Here is a 16,150-nt window from a genome sequence, read left to right on the forward strand (position 1 = left end):
AACGTGCAGCATTGGCTGGAAGAGCCGAAGCCAGGCGATCCCACGTGCTCCTATGAAACCGTGGTCTGCAAGGCCTGCACGCGGCTTCATTTCATCAATCGCGATACACGCAAGCTTCTCGGCGAAAAGGAATGAGGCGCTCGCCGCAATCGTTCAATCGGCGCTGGGAAGCCGCCGCATCGTGAACTCGATGGCCCCATCGGGAAGCTCGCGCCAGCTTTCGACGGCGCTCATGTAGCCGGCCTTGGGATAGCGGGTCAGATAGTCGCGGGCCTTGGCGCGCGCTTGCTCGCGCGGCAGCGTGAACGTGTCGCGAACGTAGCCGTCGCGAGCCTGCGGGGCGCCCTTCTGGCGCCGGGCCGCCATCCGGCTGGCAATGTCCCGGGGGCGCATCCCCATCGACGAACTCCAACGCGCTGCCACACCATCAATATAGACGGGGCCGCGAAGAATCCGAGTCCGCAATCGGCAAGCGGGCCCGGGAGGGTCAGAGCCCGCCCGACCCGAGCGCGATAAATCTCAGTTGGTGCTGCCGACAGCCTTCGGCTTCTTGGCCGCGGTGGTCTTCATGGCAGGCGCCGCCTTGGGCTGCTCCGCCGCCCGGACGTTGCCCCAGGGATCGGTGCTCGTCTTGGCGTCAGGAATCTTGCGCATGGTGTCCCTGTAGGCCTGCTCCCGCGCCGCTTCGGCCTCTTTCTCCTCGGGCGACTTGGAGGGACCGTCGGCGAGAAGGTTGATGTTGGGCATCTGCGCCATTGCGGGCACCGCCCAGCCGGCCAGCACGGCGACCGCCATCGTCACGATCAGCTTCTTCATTGGTTACTCCCCGGTATAGGCGCCTTATACCATCGCTTCGCCATGCGCCAAGCCCGCGGCACTGTGCCGGAACGGTGGAGCGCAGGTCGGGATGTTCACGGCCGCATCGTCTGCGCGCACCTCCCGTCTGTTCCACGGCAGGCCATCATCATAGTTTTCCAACTCCGGCCTTTTCAAGCCGCCGCTCTGCGGCAACATTCCGGCAGCTCCGCCGATCGCGGCGAGGCAAGTCGATGCCAAGACACGTCGATGACACGATCATGGAAGGACCTCCGCGCGTGCCGAACGAGACCCTGAACTTCACCACCGACGACGCGAGGCGCATCCTCGATGACGTGTTCGCGCCCTGGATCAAGGATCTTGGCTTGATCGTCGAGGACATCGCGCCGTCTCCGCAGGGCGAAGCCGGCGCCATCCTGCGCATGCCGTTTTCGCCGCGGCTCTGCCGCGACAATGGCGTCGTCTGCGGCCAGGCGCTGATGGCTTTTGCCGATACCGCGATGGTGATCGGGATGGTCACCGCCAGCGGCGGCTACCGGCCGATGACCACTGTCGACCAGACCACGCATTTCATGCGCGCCATTGCCTCCGCCGACGTGATGGCCGATGCGCGCGTGGTGCGGATGGGCCGCACCATGAGCTTCGGCCGGGTCACACTGACCAGCGCCGGCGATGGCAAGCCAGTGGCCATGGTGTCGAGCGCCTTCGCGATGCTCTGATCCGCGGCCTGGCCGGGTTAACGAAACGTGAAGGCGAGGGCCCGGGCTTCGCACGCCGGATTCATCTGATCGAAACGCGAGCCTGATTTATTTTAGGTGCTTTTGACGCGAAAGGTGACGCCGTCCGGCACCGGAATACAGGCCATGAGCGAGACGAGTGACAAGCGCATTGCACCGAGGCATCGGGTGCTGAAGCAGGGCAGGCTGGCATTCGACGGCGGCGGCGCGGTCGATTGCATGGTCCGCAACATGTCCGACACCGGCGCCAGGGTCGAGGTGGTCAGTCCGGTCGGTCTGCCCGAAGCCTTCACGCTGGTGATCCCGGCCGACAAATTCACGCGGCGCTGCCACGCAGTCTGGAGCCACGACAAGCGGATCGGCGTGGCATTCGACTGATAGCGGCGCGGCGGGCTAGACCCACCGCAGGCGCCATCGCCACAACGCCACCAACAGGCCGGCCAGCACCCCGGCCGCGAGCAGGGAGCCGGCGGCGAACCGTCCGCCCGGACGATCAATCGTCCGTGACCACAGCGAGGGCCCTTCGCCATCGCGCGCCAGCCGAAACGCCACGACGCTGTCGCCGAGCGACGTTCCCGCCTCCGAATGGCCGCCGGCTGCGGTCACCACGAATTGCTCGCCCTTCCATTCATAGGTCATCGGATTGGCGACGCCCGGCGCGGGCAACCGGCCCTGCCAGAGCTCCTGACCTGAGACAGCATCAAAGGCGCGCAGATAGGCGTCCATTGCGCCGGTGAAGACGAGGCCGCCGGCTGTGACCACGACGCCGTTGACGAGCGGCGTGCCCCATTTGAACGCCAGCCCGAGCGGTGCGCGATCCTCGGTGGTACCGACGGTCGAGCGCCACAGGATCTTGCCGGCCTTGAGATCGACCGCGACCATTTCGCCCCATGGCGGCCGGTTGCACAACAGGCCGAGCTTGGACATGGCGACCACCCGCGTCACCGCGAACGGCGACCCGCGCTGCAGCCCGACATCGACACCACGCGGCGGCGTCATCCCGTCAGCTTCCGCACGCGGGATCAGCCGGACGATGTGGATGGCACGGCTGACATTGGCGTAGAGGATTTGATGGACGGGATCGAACGCCGCTCCGCCCCAGTTCACGCCGCCGCCGGTCATCGGAAACAGCAACGTGCCCTGGATCGTGGGCGGCGTGTACAAACCCTCATTGCGCAATGACGCGAGCTGATCGTCGCAGGAGGAATCCAGGACGCGCGGCACGGCCCTGAAAATATCATCCGCTGCGAAGCGCTGATCGAGCAGCGGCGGCACATGGGTCGGAAATGGCTGCGTCGCCGATAGAACCTCACCCTCGGCGGCGCCTTGCGGCACTGCGCGCTCCTCCACCGGCCAGACCGGCGCGCCGGTGTCGCGGTCGAGCACGAACACGAAGCCCTGCTTGGTCGGCTGTATGACGACGTCACGCGCCCCCTGCCCGGCATCGATTCGGGCCAACGTCGGCTGCGCCGGCAGATCGTAATCCCAGACGTCGTGGTGCGTGGTCTGAAACGACCAGGCCAGTTCGCCGCTTTCAATCCGCAAAGCGACCACGGAATCGGCATGCCGGTTGTCACCCGGACGCGCACCGCCGAAGAAATCCGGACTGGGCGACGAGGTCGGAAGGAAGACGAGGCCGTGCGTCTCGTCGACCGACATCGGCGCCCAGACGTTCGCATGTCCCGCAGCGATGCCGTCATGGATCAACGGATCGAAACTCCAGCGCAGCGCGCCGGTGCGCGCATCGAAACCGCGGACCGTGCCTTTGGGCGCATCGACCCGCACATTGTCGCCGATCGATGAGCCGACCACCACGACACCCCCGCCCACCACCGGCGCCGAGGTGATCTGGAACTCGCCCGGCCATAGCAGATCCTTGGAAATGTCGATCCGCACTTCGCCGTCCGATCCAAAGCCGGCGCAGGGCTGTCCCGTTTGCGCGTCGAGGGCGATCAGGCGAGCATCGACCGTGCCCATGAACAGCCTGCTGCGACATGCCGCGCCGGTCGGCGCCCGCTCGTCCACCCAATGGGCAACGCCGCGGCAGGCATAGCGATTGGCCGGGCGCCGCCCGTCACCGGCCTTGGGATCGAAACGCCAGCGCTGCACGCCGGTGCCGGGATCGAGCGCGACCACCTCATTGAACGGCGTGCAGAACACCAGGCTGTCCTCGACCAGGATCGGCGTCGCCTCGAACTTGGTCCGCAAGGCTGCCGCGGGCGGCCGGCTCTGCAGATCCCCGGTGTGATATTCCCAGGCAGGCACCAGCCGATCGACATTGGAAGGCGTGATCTGCGCCAGCGGCGAGAACCGCGTTCCACCGGCATCGCCGCCCCAGTGCTGCCAGCCAAGGGCCGGCACGACCATCAACTGGCTCCCGACGAGGACCGCGCAAACACCTGCTCGACGCAATGACATGACCCTTCCCTCCCGCAGACTGCATCCGAAGCGACGCACCGGGACGATGAAAGCAGCCTTCGCGGGCGGATCGAGCAGGATGGGACGGGCGGCGGCATCCGCGGGACGAGTGGTGAGGAGCGATGACGAATGGCAGAACCGAGAGGATGATCCGAACGGACGTCCCCCGCCAAACATCAGTGGCCGCCCTTGCGGGCGGCCACATCGATGCGCAGACGTCAGCCAGCTTCAGTAGCCATAGCCGCGCCGTGTCGGATAGTTCTGAGGTGCCCGCCCATAGCCACCGCCATAGCCGCCGCCAATGCCGATCCCGATACTGACCGGCGGCACCACGCGCACCGGCGGTCCATAATACGCGCGCGGCGGAGGCGGTGGCGCGTAGACGACGACATCGTCGTCAGGGTCGCGTCGGGGCGTGCGGCCGGCGCGCTTGGAAGGGTCCTCGTCGCGCTTCCTCGCCGGCTTCTCTTCGACCCGCTTCGGCGTCTCAGACTTCCGGGCCGGCGGAGGCGTCTGCGAGCATGGGCAGGTCGGGCCTGCCGCCGCTACGGCCGGCACGACCGGCAGGGTTGCCGAAGCGGCGGCCGGGATCGCCGCATTGGCGGCCGCCACCACCGACGTCACCACGGGCCGGTTGCGCAGGCGCTCGATCAGCTTGCGCGCGGTCGGGGTCAGGTCGCTGTTCGGATAGCGGTCGAGAAAGCCCTGATAGGACGCCACCGTATTGATCAGCACCGCCTCGTTCCAGGCTGCCATCCTGTTGTGGAGGTCGAGCCATTCCCGCGCCTGCGGGCCATAGGGCGGCGCGGTGTAGAGCGTCACGAAGGCCTCATACGCCTCGACGCTGCCGTCGCCGACGATGATTTCGTTGGCGGCCTCGATCGGCTTGCCCTCCAGGCTGCGCTTCCATTCGTCGACGCTGCGCTTGGCGACGACCGGCTGCGGGCCGGCATTGGCAGCGCCTCCATCCGCCGACCCGACGAAGCGAAAATCCTCCGTCAAGGACGACGAATCCCACGGCGTCTGCCGGCCCTCGGTGACCTTGTTCACCGCAACGCGCACGCGCTTGAACGCCTGCTCGATGGGAAGGCCCGGCTCCCGCGCCGCCTGCAGTAGTGCCGTGGTATAGGGGCTGTTTGCGCCAGTGCCATCCTCGGCTTCCGCGCCGGGCGAGGTCGAGTAGGACAGGAAGGTGCCCGGCGCTCCCGTCTTTGTGTCGACCAGCGCAAGACCGCGGCCCGCGTTCTGGCTGATGGCGGGAAACGGATTGTTGCGGCAGGCATCGAGCAGCAGGATTCGCATCCGGCTCGGCACCGAATTGAGCGTGTTCAGGAGATCGTTGAGACGCACGGCCTGCAGCGGAATGTCGGCTTCACGTCGCGGATCGACGTCCACGGGTACGAGATAGTTCTCGCCGTCGATCTGCAGTCCGTGGCCGGCATAGAACACCAGCGCCACCGTGTCGGGTCCCTTGGCCGCGATCTTGGCGGCGAAGTCGCCGACCTCCCTGTTGAGGTCCCGCTGCGATAGATCGGCGGCGGTCGTCACGTCGAACCCCGCTTCACCCAGCATCTTCGCCATTGCCTTGGCATCGTTGGCGGGATTCGGCAGCGGCGTCACCGAACGATAGGCCGACTGCCCGATCACCAGCGCCAGCCTGCTGCTTTCAGCCAATGCGGGAGCAAGGCCGGCAAACAGGCCGCCGGCGAGCAATGCAGCCCTGAGAGCGTGCCGAAACATGGGATCTCCAATCTGCTCATGGCGTGCCTGTTGGTCGAGCCGGTTCGCGGCCCGGTTCATCCCGACGAGCACAATCCGGTGAGCACGATGCCGGACGGCCGGCGCCGTTCGGGCGCGCATGACTGCCGCCGGCCGCGACCGGACATCGTTGCTGCACGAGTTTCCCGCAGCAATGCCGCGATCTCTCGCTAGCGTGCGCGCCGCAATGGGGGACGATGCGGCATGCGGCGGATTGCGTCACGCGTGGGGCTGCTCTCGGGGCTGCTCTCGGCCCTGCTCCTGATCGGCTGCGCCGCCGACAGCAATGCGCGCCTGCCGGCCTTCATGCGGGCCAAGGCGCCCGAGCCGCCGCAGCCCGAAGCCGCGCCAGATGTCGCGCTTCTCGTGCGCAAGAATCTCGACATGATCTTCGTCGCAACGACGCTGCCACGTGATGTCGAGGCCACATCCGCCCGACATGCCGATGCCGGCGATACATGGACCGCCTGCGTGCGGGCTCAGATCATATCCGCCAGTGGGACCGCGCTCCGGCGCCAGACCTATCGGCTCTTGATCAGGCACAACGAGATCATCGACCGGCGGCGCGCGGCGGCCGGCGACGACTGTGTTTCTGAAGATTACAAAGCCATCCTGCCGACGAAGTAATTCCTCCGAAGGCGAGCTGGATCCGCCACGCCGACTGGAACTCGTCCCGTCGGTGGGCGTGCAGGAACGGGGTACCACACCGGTCGCCGATTGTTAGTTCTTAGCTAACGCAAATCCGCAACCGCACAGCGAACGAATGGCTCAAATTTAACAATTCCTGCGGAACATCGGGGCCTAAACGCGGAATGACCCTGGACCTGGTTTTCCATGAACGTTCACCTCGTCGGCGATGACACGGCCAAGCTCGCTATGCTTCGCGGCATGCTGGCCGAACGCTGCTCGCTCACATCTGAACTGATCGGTGATGCCGACTTCAAAGGCGGCGATATCGACGCGATCGTCGTGGCCGCCGATCTGCGCCACGTCGACAACATCACCGCATTGAAGGAGATCTCCGAGCGGCTCTCGCGTATTCCGCGGCGGATCTTCCTGACCAACAACAAATCCCGTCTGTCGACGGTCCAGGCCTATGCGCTCGGTGCGACAAGTGTATTGTCGAGCACGCCGAGCCGCAATCAGTTGCTCGGAAAGCTGCTCGATGTGCGTCCGGGTTCTGCGGCCAAGAGCATCGCGGTCGACGACCGACAGGCCGCATTTGCCGGCGCGTCCTGCATCGCCTCGATGTTTGCAGCCGTGCTGGGCGGTGCAGCGATCGACGTCGAGGAGACCCGGCGGGCGGGCAAGCGGATCGCCGACTGTATAGCGGAAAACGGTCTGTCCGATTGGCTTGCCACCGTTCGCCGCCATCACGAAGGCACCTATCAACACTGCCTGCTCGTGACCGGCATCACCGTGGATTTCGGTTTGAGCCTCGGCGTCCACAGTTCCGATCTGGAGCGTCTCTACATGGCCGCGATGTTCCACGACATCGGCAAGGCCAAGATCCCGCTCACCATTCTCGACAAGCCGGGCCGGCTCGACGTCAAGGAACGTACGCTGGTGGAAACCCATCCGGTGGCCGGTTACGATGCACTGAAGGACAACGCAGCGATCACCGACGAAGTGCTGAAGGCGGTGCGCAACCATCACGAATTTCTCGACGGCAGCGGCTATCCCGATGGGCTGATGGCCGACAGCATCCCGGACCTGACGCGCATCCTCACCATCTCCGACATCTTCTCGGCGCTGATCGAATACCGCAGCTACAAGCCGATGATGACGCGCGAGAAGGCCTACGAGATCCTCCGGGGGATGGAGGGCAAGCTCGAGAAGCCGCTGATCGGCGCCTTCCGCGAGGTGGCGCTGATCCGCTGATCGCATCAGGCGACGTGCTGAACCGGCCGTTAACGCATCGATTCGAATTGTCTGCCAACGGCAAGTGTCTCTTGTCAGCTTTGCGCTAGTGTCGCCCGCGGTGTGGGTTGTCCGCGCCGCGAGGGGACCATCGGGACGTGGCCGAGATCATCGATCGCGCGATTGCGACTGCTTCATCGACGGCAAGGAACCAGCAGGCCGGTCCGCTCGAACGCGTGCGCGCCGCTGACCTGGTGCCGCTCGATACCGTTTCACCGCAGGCGTGGCAGGATCTGGCGGAGCATGCGCGGGAGCCGAACGGCTATTACCTGCCCGGCTGGGAACGCGCGGTGAACGCCACGGCACGCGGCCGCACCGGAACATCGGCGCTCTGCGCATGGGATGACGATCAGCCCTCGCGTCTCATCGGCCTGATGCCCACGACCTCCCTATGGCATGCCTGCAGGCTTCCCCTGCCCGCGCTCGCCAGCGGCCATCCCTACGGCACGCTGTGCACGCCGCTGCTCGACGGAAGGAGCGCTGAGCGGGCTGCGGCGCAACTGCTCGACGCTGCGCGACGAACAGGCGCGCGCGCCCTGCTGCTGCGAGACATGTCGCTGGCAGGCTCCGTGATGCAGGCGTTCGAGGCGGCGCTTCGTCGCGTGGATCTGCGCCCGCGCGTGCTGCAATCCTATGACCGGGCCCTGCTCGATGCGAGCGGGGACGCCGACACGGTGCTGCATGATGCGCTCGGCGCCAAAAAGCTGAAGGAGTTGCGCCGCCTGCGTCATCGGCTGGCCGAGCATGGCGACGTCCGCTTCGAGGTCGCGCGCTCTCCCGGCGACGTTTCCACTGCGCTGGAGACTTTTCTGGTGTTGGAGGCGAGCGGTTGGAAGGGGCGTCGCGGCACTGCGCTGATCCAGCACGACGGCGACGCGGCGTTCATCCGACGCGCTGCACCGGCGCTGGCACAGCACGAGGCCTGCGAGATCATCAGCCTCATCGCGGGCGACACCACCGTCGCCGCAGGCGTCGTATTACGGCATCAGGATCGCGCCTTTTTCTTCAAGCTCGGCGTCGACGAGCGCTTCGCGAAATACTCGCCCGGTGTCCAGCTGACGCTCGACCTGACGCGGCACCTTTGCGCGGATCCGAAGATCAACGCCGCCGACTCCACCGCCGGTCCCGACCATCCCATGATCAACCCGATCTGGCGCGAGCGCCTCGCCATCGGCGACGTGATTATCCCGCTCTATACGCGCGATCCGGTCGTCGAGCTTATTCACGGCGCATTGACTGCGCGACGCGAAGGCCTCGCCATGGCACGCCGCGCCGTGCACGCGGTCCGCGCCATCCGAAAGCGCCGGCCGACTACTCAGCCGCCTCGGCGTTGACCTCCGCCGACACCTGCCGGATGGCGCGCGCCAGCATCTGCGGATCCTGCGCGCCGGAGACGGCGTATTTCTGCGCGAAGACGTAGGTCGGCACTCCGGAGATGCCCTTCTCTGCGGCCTCCTGCGCCTGGGCCGAGACCAGCGCCACATCCTCGTCGGTCGCCAGCATCTTGCGGACCACCTCGGCATCGAGCCCGCACTCCGCTGCGGCCTGTACCAGCACCTCGACATCGGTCAGATCGCCGCCGTCGCGGAAATACAACTCCATCAGCCGCTGCTTCATCTCGGGCGCCTTGCCGATCTCGCCGGCCCAGCGGATCAGGCGATGACAATCGATCGTGTTGGGCTGACGGGCGACACGATCGGGATGATAGCTCAGCCCCTCCTGCTCCGCGGCCGCGACCACGCGGCCTGCGATGCCCTTGTAGGCCTCGACCGATCCGAACTTGGTCGTGAGGTACTGCTCGCGGCTGATGCCCTCGCGCGGCACCCAGGGATTGAGGAAGAACGGCCGAAAGTTCACCTCGACCGGCACGTCAGGCACGAGCTTCAGCGCCTCCTCGATGCGCTTCTTGCCGATGTAGCACCAGGGACAGACGACATCGGAGACGACATCGATGATCAGCGGCTTCAAGGTGCTCATGCGCGTGCCTCCAGGTTCCCATGGCTGCGCCCAAGATAAACCCACGCACGGCCAACACAAGCGGGGTCACGGCGAGGTAACCATCTCCTTCAGTCTGAGCGCGGTGAGCTCATCGGCCGGAAAGAAGGTCTCCAACGCCAGCTCCGACAGCGTGATATCGACCGGCGTGCCGAACACCATCGTCGTCGAGAAGAAGCTCAGCACATCATCGCCGACCCGAAGCCGCAACGGGATCGCGACGCTGTCGGCCGCGAGCGGCGCCGATCGCGCGGGGATCGGATAGGACTTCAGCTCCTCATAGAGCTTGAGCAAGCCGGCATCGGCGGTTGCCTCGCATTGCCGGTGCAGTCTCTCCAGCAGATGGCCGGCCCATTCGGCAAGGTTCACCGTCCGCGCCGCCAACCCCTCCGGATGCAGCGCCACGCGCAGCACATTGAGGGGCGGCGCAAGCAGCCGCTCGGAGACACCGGACAGCAGCGGCGCGATCATCCGGTTCGCCGCGACCAGGTTCCAGTGCCGGTCGATCGCGAGCGCAGGGTTGGGCTCGTGGGCCTTGAGCACGAGGTTCATCGCCTCGCGCGCTTGCTTGAGCGCCGGATCATCCAGCGGGCGCTGCTGGAAGGCGGGCGCGTAGCCAGCCGCCACCAGCAGAACGTTGCGTTCGCGCAGGGGCACGTCCAGTCGCTCCGCCAGTTTGAGGACCATGTCGCGCGACGGCGCGGCGCGGCCGGTTTCCACGAAGCTCAGATGGCGCGCCGAGATCTCGGCATCGAGCGCGAGATCGAGCTGGGACAGATGCCGCCGCTGCCGCCATTGCCGCAGGTGCTCGCCGACATGAACGGGTCTGGCGCGGTCGGCGCGCGCCGAAGCAAGCTGTGCATTCATGAGCCAAGACCTAACACGCTGACGTCAGCACCTCCATGACCTGCCAGGTAATCGAAATGCCTCCCGGCGCAGGTCATCGTCCTCACCACAGGAGATGACGATGAGCAGGCAGCGCAATCTCGAGACCCTTCCGTTCACCGCCGCCAGCCAATGGCTGGCGGGTCTCGCGACATCGCTGCTGGCGCGCTCGCTCAACATGCCGGAGCCACTGCTGTACGTCACGTGCAGCCTCGTCTTTGCACAGGTGTACGCGATCGAGACGAGAGCAGCGCGCTCGCTGCGCCCGGCGCGCCTGCGCCGTCAGCTCCTGGCCTGGTTCCGTTGAACCGCCCCCAACCGAAAGGAGACCCGACATGATCACCTCGTCCGCCCTGCTCCGCCGCGCTCTGCTCGCCGATGCCGCCTTCAGCGGCGTTGCCGGGCTCGCGCTCACCTTCGGCGCCTCGCCGCTGGCGGCGCTGCTGCAACTGCCCGACGCGCTGCTGCGCGAGACCGGCCTGTTCCTGGTCGTCTACGCGAGCTTCGTCGGCTGGCTGGGCTGGCGGCCGGTGGCGCCGAGGCCGCTGATCGTCCTGGTCATCGCCGGCAATGCGGCGTGGACGGTCGGCAGCGTCGCGCTGCTGTTTTCGGGCCTGGTCGCACCGAACGTGCTCGGCGAGATCTTCGTCGCAGTGCAGGCGGTGGGCACCGGCCTATTCGCCGAATTGCAGTATATGGGCTTGCGCCGGAGCGCCGCCGCGGTCACGGCCTGACCGGTGGTGAGCGCCGGGCTTCATGATCGAGCGGCCCGGCGCTCACGGCCAAACCGATATTTGGACATGCGCGGCGAACGCCTCTTCTGCATAATTGGAGATCGACGGGAGATCGTAGCGATGCAGCCTCAGGTGATCGGAACGGAGGGCTACGCCACCGAGGCCGAGGATCTCTTCGTGCGCTACGAGAGCATCCCGTCGGAACAGGTCCATGCCGCCGTGCTTCATCTGCTGCCCAACGCGCCCGCGCGCGTGCTCGACATCGGCGCGGGCACGGGCCGCGACGCCGCCTGGTTCGCGGGTCTTGGACATCAGGTGGTGGCCGTCGAGCCGACCGAAGCACTGCGCGTCGGCGCCATGCAACTGCATGCCTCGCCTGCGATCACCTGGGTCGACGACAGCCTTCCGGAGCTCGCCGCACTGGCCGCTCGTGACGAGCAGTTCGACCTCGTCATGCTGACCGCCGTCCTGATGCATCTCGACGAGGCACAGCGGCGACGTGCGCTTCCCAACATCGCGGCGCGGATTGCTCCCGGCGGACTGCTGATCATGACGTTGCGGCATGGTCCGGTGCCGCCGGGCCGCCGGATGTTCGAGGTCGCGGCCGAGACGATCGTTGAGCCTGCGCGGCAGCTCGGGCTGACGCTCCAGCTCAACCGGCGTGGCGAGTCGCTCGGCGCGGAGAACCGGGCGGCCGGCGTCACCTGGACGACGCTGGCCTTCGGCAAGCCGTCCTGAGAGATCCCGGAAACGAGCTGATCGGATCAGGCCGCCTTGGCGCGGCTGGTCTGCGTCTTCGCCGGGGTGGATTTGGTCCTGCCACGATTGCCGGCAGCCGGCCGCCGGGTCTTGGCTTTGCCGCGAGCCGCCTCGCCCGATTGGGCTCTGGCCTTGGGCCGCTGCTTGGCCTTGTCCTTGACGAGCTTCCCGGCCTTTTTCTTCGCCTTCTTCTCGGCCTTGCGCACGTCCTTCGCCTTCACCCGCGTCCGCTCGGCGCGCGCCTCGGCCTTCTTCTTGGCGCGCTTCTTCTCGCAGGCGTCGCATTTGCAGCCGATCGGCTTCAGATAGGCTTTGAAGTAGTCCGTGCCGTAGTCGTAGTTGATCTCCTCGCCGGGCTCGATGTTCTTGATGGCCCGGATGAAGATCTTCTTCTTGCGCGGCTTGACGTCGGACTCGGCGTTCGGCTTGCAGGAATGATTGATGTAGCGGGCGACGTTCTCTCGGATCGAGCCGTCGATGGTCCAGCGCTTGTCGAGCTCGAACAGATATTTGTTCTCGATCGCGTCCTCGTCCGCCTTCTTCGAATCCAAGAGCGGACCGAAATAGCGGATGATCTTGGTACCCTTCTTGATCGGCTGGGTGGCGAACAGACCAAGCCCCGTCTTGGAGCGGCCGATGCGATAGGGTTTGGATTGCGGGATGACAGGCATGAGTGATGAGAAGACATGGACCTCGCGAGGCCGCCGTTCTAGGATAAATTCGCGACGATGTCAGGTGTTTCCCGCCGCCGTTTCACGCCGTCCCCAGTTTGCAGCGTCCTGCGCAGGACGAATTCCGGTCATCAGGGGCCCTCGCATGTCCGAATTCCTCCCACATCGCGTCGTGGCGCGACGAATCAGTGTCGCATTGATGCTCTGCACGGCGTGGATCGGACAGGCGGCTGCAGAGACCATCGCCAGCGCCTATACATCGGCCGCCGCCAAGGACTGCCGGACCATCGGCGGCAAGCAGGAGGATGACAGCTCGACTGAGACCTGCCCTGGCAAGGACGGCCTGATTCTGCTCGTCAACGAAGGCGATCTTCGCCAGACCGTGTCTGTGGGGCGCAATGTCCGCGCGGCCGCCAAGGAGCCGGCTGCTCAGACCTGGTTCGGACCGTTCAACTCCGCCGGCAACGCTGTCGAATGGAGGCTGGCTGACGGCAGGCCGTTCGCGATCATCCAGCGCTGGCAGATCGCCGACAACGACGATCAAGGCAGCAAGGGGCCGAAGGACAAGCCGATGCTGGTGGTGACCCGGCTGCCGCCCGGACCGGTCTGCCACGTCGCCTATGTCGACGCTGCCGCCAACTCCAATGCCAACGAACTAGCGCGGCAGGCGGCTGACCAGACGGCGCGAGGCTTTGCCTGCGGCAAGGACAGGGTGAAGATCGTCGGCGCGCGCGGCCGGGCCGTCGATCTGGCGTTGCCGCCCAATTAGCGCGCCGACTTCCGTCCGGACTTTGCGGTCTTGCGCACGGCGGATGTGCGCCTGCTCGCCGTCTTCGATGCGCCCTTCCCGGTCTTCGATTTCGCCGCCCGCTTGCGGCCACTGGTCTTGGTCTTTGCCGCCTTCCTGGCCGCGACGCGCATATTGTCGACCAGGTTGGGATAGCGCCGCCCGGCCCGACGGGCGCGGGCCTTGGCCGCCGCCTTTTCGGCCGGGGTGAGACGGACGGAGGCCTTGCCGGCGCGCTTGCGCGGATTGGCCTTGCTCCAGGGAGCGCGTGGGGTTCGTGCCATGCGTTGCCAACGCACGATCCCCCACCCGGTTTCCGGTGTGTCGAACTACGCGCCCGGCGGCAGCTTCGGCACGGTGGCCCGGAGCATCGCCTCCAGCAGCGATTCGGCCGTGGTGCCCGGCGGCGAACGGCGCAGAATGTCGGCAAGGCGGCCGTCGAGCAGCAGCATCGTGTAGCCATGCACCAGCGACCAGGCGCGGGCGATCGCCGCCGACTGATCGAGCGACAATTCCTCGTCACCGACCGGGCCTTCGCTGCGCGCGGCGACCGATCCCGCGAGTCCGGCAAACGAGGCTTCCGCGGCCTCGTGCAGCGAAGGGCGCGAATAATCCAGACGCTCGGTGCGGAACATCAGTCCGTACATGCCGGGATTGGCCTGCGCGTAGGCGACATAGGCGCGGGCCCGCGCCATCGCCCGCTCGATCGGCGTGCCGGGCTGCTCGCCGGCCGCTTTCATCGCCGCATTGAACCGCGTGAAGCCGATCGCCGCGAGCTCGCTGACCAGCCCGGTGAGATCGCCGAAATGATGCGTCGGCGCCGCATGCGACACGCCGGCCTCGCGCGCCACCGCGCGCAAGGTGAGTCCGGCCAGCCCGTCGCGCTCCAGCACGCGCTCGGCCGCTTCGAGTAGCGCATCGCGCAGCGCGCCGTGATGATAGGGCGCCGCCGGCTCGCCCGCGCTCACCGCGCGGCGCGACCGCGTCCGGGCCACCGCCGTAGCCGTCCGGTGCCTGCTCAGTCTTGCCTGTTCGATCTTCGTCATGCCTCTCCTTATACAAGCAATTTTGACAGCGTAAAGATTAGCCTTGACCTGCAGGCGCTCGGCCGGTAGCCTTATCTTTACATCGTAAAGATAAAGCCGGATCCAAGGGGAAGGAAGCGCCATGAATGGACAGTCGATGAACGGACCGTTGCACGACACAGCCCGCCAGCGCCCCACACCGCGCGACAACATCGCGCCGATCCCGTTCGAATGCGACGCGCCGTTCCTGAAAGTCACCGGCGAACTGCCACGTGAGCTGAACGGCACGCTCTATCGCAACGGCCCCAATCCGCAATTCGACTCGCCGGGTTCGCACTGGTTCGTCGGCGACGGCATGCTGCACGCGTTCCATCTGGAGAACGGCCGCGCGTCCTATCGCAACCGCTGGATCCGCACCCCGAAATTCGAGGCCGAGCGCCGCGCGGGGCGCGCGCTGTTCGGCGGCTTCGGCCGCAGGCTGCCGGACGCGCCAGCCGAGGTCACCGATGGCGGCGTTGCCAACACCAACATCATCGCCCATGCCGGCCGCCTGCTCGCGCTCGAAGAGGCGCATCTGCCGACCGAGATCGAGCCCGGCACGCTCGCCACCCGCGGCTATCACGATTTCGGCGGCCGCCTGCGCGGCGCCTTCACCGCGCATCCGAAGACCGATCCGGTCACCGGCGAATTGCTGTTCTTCGGCTACAACGCCGCCGGTCCGCTGACGCCAGCGCTGTCCTACGGCACGGTCGATGCGGCCGGCAAGCTGACGCGTCTCAATCGTTTCGAGGCGCCCTATGCCAGCATGGTGCACGACTTCATCGTCACGGCCAATCACGTGCTGTTTCCAATCCTGCCGCTCACCGGCAGCATCGAGCGCGCAATGTCCGGCAAGCCGCCTTATGCCTGGGAGCCCGACAAGGGCGCCTATGTCGGTGTGATGAAGCGCAGCGGCGACATCAAGGACATCGTCTGGTTTCGCGGTGACGCCTGCTACGTCTTCCACATCATGAATGCCTGGGAGGACGGCAGCCGGATCATTGCCGACGTCATGCAGTTCGAGGAAGCGCCGCTGTTTCCGCATCCCGACGGACGTCCGACCGATCCGGCCAAGTCGGTCGCGCGGCTGTGCCGCTGGAGCTTCGATCTCGCCGGCAACACCGACCGTTTCACCCAGAGCTATCTCGACGACCTCACCGGTGAATTCCCCCGCATCGACGACCGCCGCGCCGGGCTCAAGAGCGGCCATGGCTGGTACGCCTGCGCCAATCCGGACGGCCCGCTGTTCGGGGCGCTGTCCGGCCTCGTCCATGTCGACGGCGCCGGCACGCGCCACGCGACGCATCTGCTGCCCGCCGGCGACACCCTGTCCGAGCCGGTATTCGTGCCGCGCAGCCGCGATGCCGCCGAGGGCGACGGCTGGCTGCTGACCGTGGTCTGGCGTGCCGGCTCCAACACCAGCGACCTCGCCGTGTTCAACGCCACCGACATCGGCGGCGGTCCGGTGGCCCTGGTTCATCTCGGCCACCGCGTGCCCGATGGCTTCCACGGCAATTGGGTCGGCGCAAACGAAGCAAGTCATTGATAAAGCTTAGCTAAATATGTTGCTTCACAAAATTTTGACATTGTCAAGATTTGCTTGACC

Annotated in this window: 19 protein-coding genes; 10 read left to right on the top strand and 9 right to left on the bottom strand. The window is 66.4% G+C overall.

The genetic code is table 11. From position 1 onward, the window contains the following. Positions 1 to 153: 153 nt before the first annotated feature. Positions 154 to 399 (bottom strand): hypothetical protein, encoded by a 246-nt coding sequence (locus QW863_RS18745; protein WP_315716063.1) that lies wholly within the window; start codon positions 397 to 399, stop codon positions 154 to 156. A gap of 120 nt (positions 400 to 519) precedes the next feature. Continuing rightward, the gene (locus tag QW863_RS18750; RefSeq protein ID WP_315716062.1) at positions 520 to 816 is read right to left on the bottom strand and encodes a hypothetical protein; all 297 of its coding nucleotides are present in this window, start codon (positions 814 to 816) and stop codon (positions 520 to 522) included. A 260-nt stretch (positions 817 to 1,076) separates the two neighbouring features. Between QW863_RS18750 and QW863_RS18755 the strand changes: the two genes are divergently transcribed. Continuing rightward, positions 1,077 to 1,535 (top strand): PaaI family thioesterase, encoded by a 459-nt coding sequence (locus QW863_RS18755; protein WP_409977944.1) that lies wholly within the window; start codon positions 1,077 to 1,079, stop codon positions 1,533 to 1,535. 144 nt (positions 1,536 to 1,679) lie between these two features. Then, the gene (locus QW863_RS18760; protein WP_315716061.1) at positions 1,680 to 1,931 is read left to right on the top strand and encodes a PilZ domain-containing protein; all 252 of its coding nucleotides are present in this window, start codon (positions 1,680 to 1,682) and stop codon (positions 1,929 to 1,931) included. Positions 1,932 to 1,946: 15 nt separating this feature from the next. On the opposite strand, the gene QW863_RS18765 is transcribed toward QW863_RS18760, so the two are convergent. Together QW863_RS18765 and QW863_RS18770 are read right to left on the bottom strand one after the other, a co-directional pair. Next, entirely contained in the window at positions 1,947 to 3,920 is a 1,974-nt protein-coding gene (locus tag QW863_RS18765) for a pyrroloquinoline quinone-dependent dehydrogenase (protein ID WP_315768169.1), read from the bottom strand. Positions 3,921 to 4,199: 279 nt separating this feature from the next. Further along, entirely contained in the window at positions 4,200 to 5,711 is a 1,512-nt protein-coding gene (locus tag QW863_RS18770; RefSeq protein ID WP_315768171.1) for a caspase family protein, read from the bottom strand. Between the two features lie 222 nt (positions 5,712 to 5,933). Between QW863_RS18770 and QW863_RS18775 the strand changes: the two genes are divergently transcribed. The 3 genes from QW863_RS18775 (at position 5,934) to QW863_RS18785 (ending at position 8,983) form a co-directional block, all read left to right on the top strand. Beyond that, positions 5,934 to 6,356: a hypothetical protein gene (locus QW863_RS18775; RefSeq protein WP_315768173.1), complete on the top strand. Its 423-nt coding sequence runs from the start codon at positions 5,934 to 5,936 to the stop codon at positions 6,354 to 6,356. A gap of 207 nt (positions 6,357 to 6,563) precedes the next feature. Further along, the gene (locus QW863_RS18780; protein WP_315716057.1) at positions 6,564 to 7,610 is read left to right on the top strand and encodes an HD-GYP domain-containing protein; all 1,047 of its coding nucleotides are present in this window, start codon (positions 6,564 to 6,566) and stop codon (positions 7,608 to 7,610) included. Between the two features lie 137 nt (positions 7,611 to 7,747). Continuing rightward, positions 7,748 to 8,983 (top strand): GNAT family N-acetyltransferase, encoded by a 1,236-nt coding sequence (locus tag QW863_RS18785; protein ID WP_315768175.1) that lies wholly within the window; start codon positions 7,748 to 7,750, stop codon positions 8,981 to 8,983. Here the strand turns inward: QW863_RS18785 and QW863_RS18790 are convergent. Both QW863_RS18790 and QW863_RS18795 read right to left on the bottom strand, forming a co-directional pair. Next, on the bottom strand, positions 8,961 to 9,626 hold the full coding sequence (locus QW863_RS18790) for a DsbA family oxidoreductase (RefSeq protein WP_315716055.1): 666 nt from the start codon (positions 9,624 to 9,626) through the stop codon (positions 8,961 to 8,963). The genes QW863_RS18785 and QW863_RS18790 overlap by 23 nt on opposite strands. A gap of 66 nt (positions 9,627 to 9,692) precedes the next feature. After that, positions 9,693 to 10,511: a helix-turn-helix transcriptional regulator gene (locus QW863_RS18795; protein WP_315716054.1), complete on the bottom strand. Its 819-nt coding sequence runs from the start codon at positions 10,509 to 10,511 to the stop codon at positions 9,693 to 9,695. Positions 10,512 to 10,611: 100 nt separating this feature from the next. Here QW863_RS18795 and QW863_RS18800 point away from each other — a divergent pair, with 100 nt between their 5' ends. The 3 genes from QW863_RS18800 to QW863_RS18810 all read left to right on the top strand — a co-directional run bounded on the left by QW863_RS18800 (position 10,612) and on the right by QW863_RS18810 (position 12,001). Continuing rightward, on the top strand, positions 10,612 to 10,836 hold the full coding sequence (locus QW863_RS18800; RefSeq protein ID WP_315768177.1) for a hypothetical protein: 225 nt from the start codon (positions 10,612 to 10,614) through the stop codon (positions 10,834 to 10,836). A 28-nt stretch (positions 10,837 to 10,864) separates the two neighbouring features. Further along, positions 10,865 to 11,263: a hypothetical protein gene (locus tag QW863_RS18805; RefSeq protein WP_315768178.1), complete on the top strand. Its 399-nt coding sequence runs from the start codon at positions 10,865 to 10,867 to the stop codon at positions 11,261 to 11,263. Between the two features lie 120 nt (positions 11,264 to 11,383). Beyond that, on the top strand, positions 11,384 to 12,001 hold the full coding sequence (locus tag QW863_RS18810) for a class I SAM-dependent methyltransferase (protein ID WP_315768180.1): 618 nt from the start codon (positions 11,384 to 11,386) through the stop codon (positions 11,999 to 12,001). A gap of 26 nt (positions 12,002 to 12,027) precedes the next feature. Here QW863_RS18810 and QW863_RS18815 read toward each other — a convergent pair whose 3' ends face one another. Continuing rightward, on the bottom strand, positions 12,028 to 12,693 hold the full coding sequence (locus QW863_RS18815; protein ID WP_315768183.1) for an SET domain-containing protein: 666 nt from the start codon (positions 12,691 to 12,693) through the stop codon (positions 12,028 to 12,030). 145 nt (positions 12,694 to 12,838) lie between these two features. On the opposite strand from QW863_RS18815, the gene QW863_RS18820 reads away from it, so the two are divergent. Continuing rightward, the gene (locus QW863_RS18820) at positions 12,839 to 13,462 is read left to right on the top strand and encodes a hypothetical protein (protein ID WP_315768185.1); all 624 of its coding nucleotides are present in this window, start codon (positions 12,839 to 12,841) and stop codon (positions 13,460 to 13,462) included. Here the strand turns inward: QW863_RS18820 and QW863_RS18825 are convergent. Both QW863_RS18825 and QW863_RS18830 read right to left on the bottom strand, forming a co-directional pair. Beyond that, positions 13,459 to 13,764, bottom strand: a complete 306-nt coding sequence (locus QW863_RS18825) for a hypothetical protein (protein ID WP_315768187.1) — start codon at positions 13,762 to 13,764, stop codon at positions 13,459 to 13,461. The two genes, QW863_RS18820 and QW863_RS18825, sit on opposite strands and share 4 nt — an antisense overlap. 45 nt (positions 13,765 to 13,809) lie before the next feature. Continuing rightward, complete coding sequence (locus QW863_RS18830; protein WP_315716048.1) at positions 13,810 to 14,526, bottom strand: TetR/AcrR family transcriptional regulator; 717 nt, start codon at positions 14,524 to 14,526, stop codon at positions 13,810 to 13,812. A gap of 136 nt (positions 14,527 to 14,662) precedes the next feature. Here QW863_RS18830 and QW863_RS18835 point away from each other — a divergent pair, with 136 nt between their 5' ends. Next, complete coding sequence (locus tag QW863_RS18835; protein ID WP_315753120.1) at positions 14,663 to 16,090, top strand: carotenoid oxygenase family protein; 1,428 nt, start codon at positions 14,663 to 14,665, stop codon at positions 16,088 to 16,090. The last annotated feature ends 60 nt before the right edge of the window (positions 16,091 to 16,150 follow it).

Origin of the sequence: Bradyrhizobium sp. SZCCHNR1017 (assembly GCF_032381375.1) — a bacterium.
Lineage (GTDB): Bacteria > Pseudomonadota > Alphaproteobacteria > Rhizobiales > Xanthobacteraceae > Bradyrhizobium.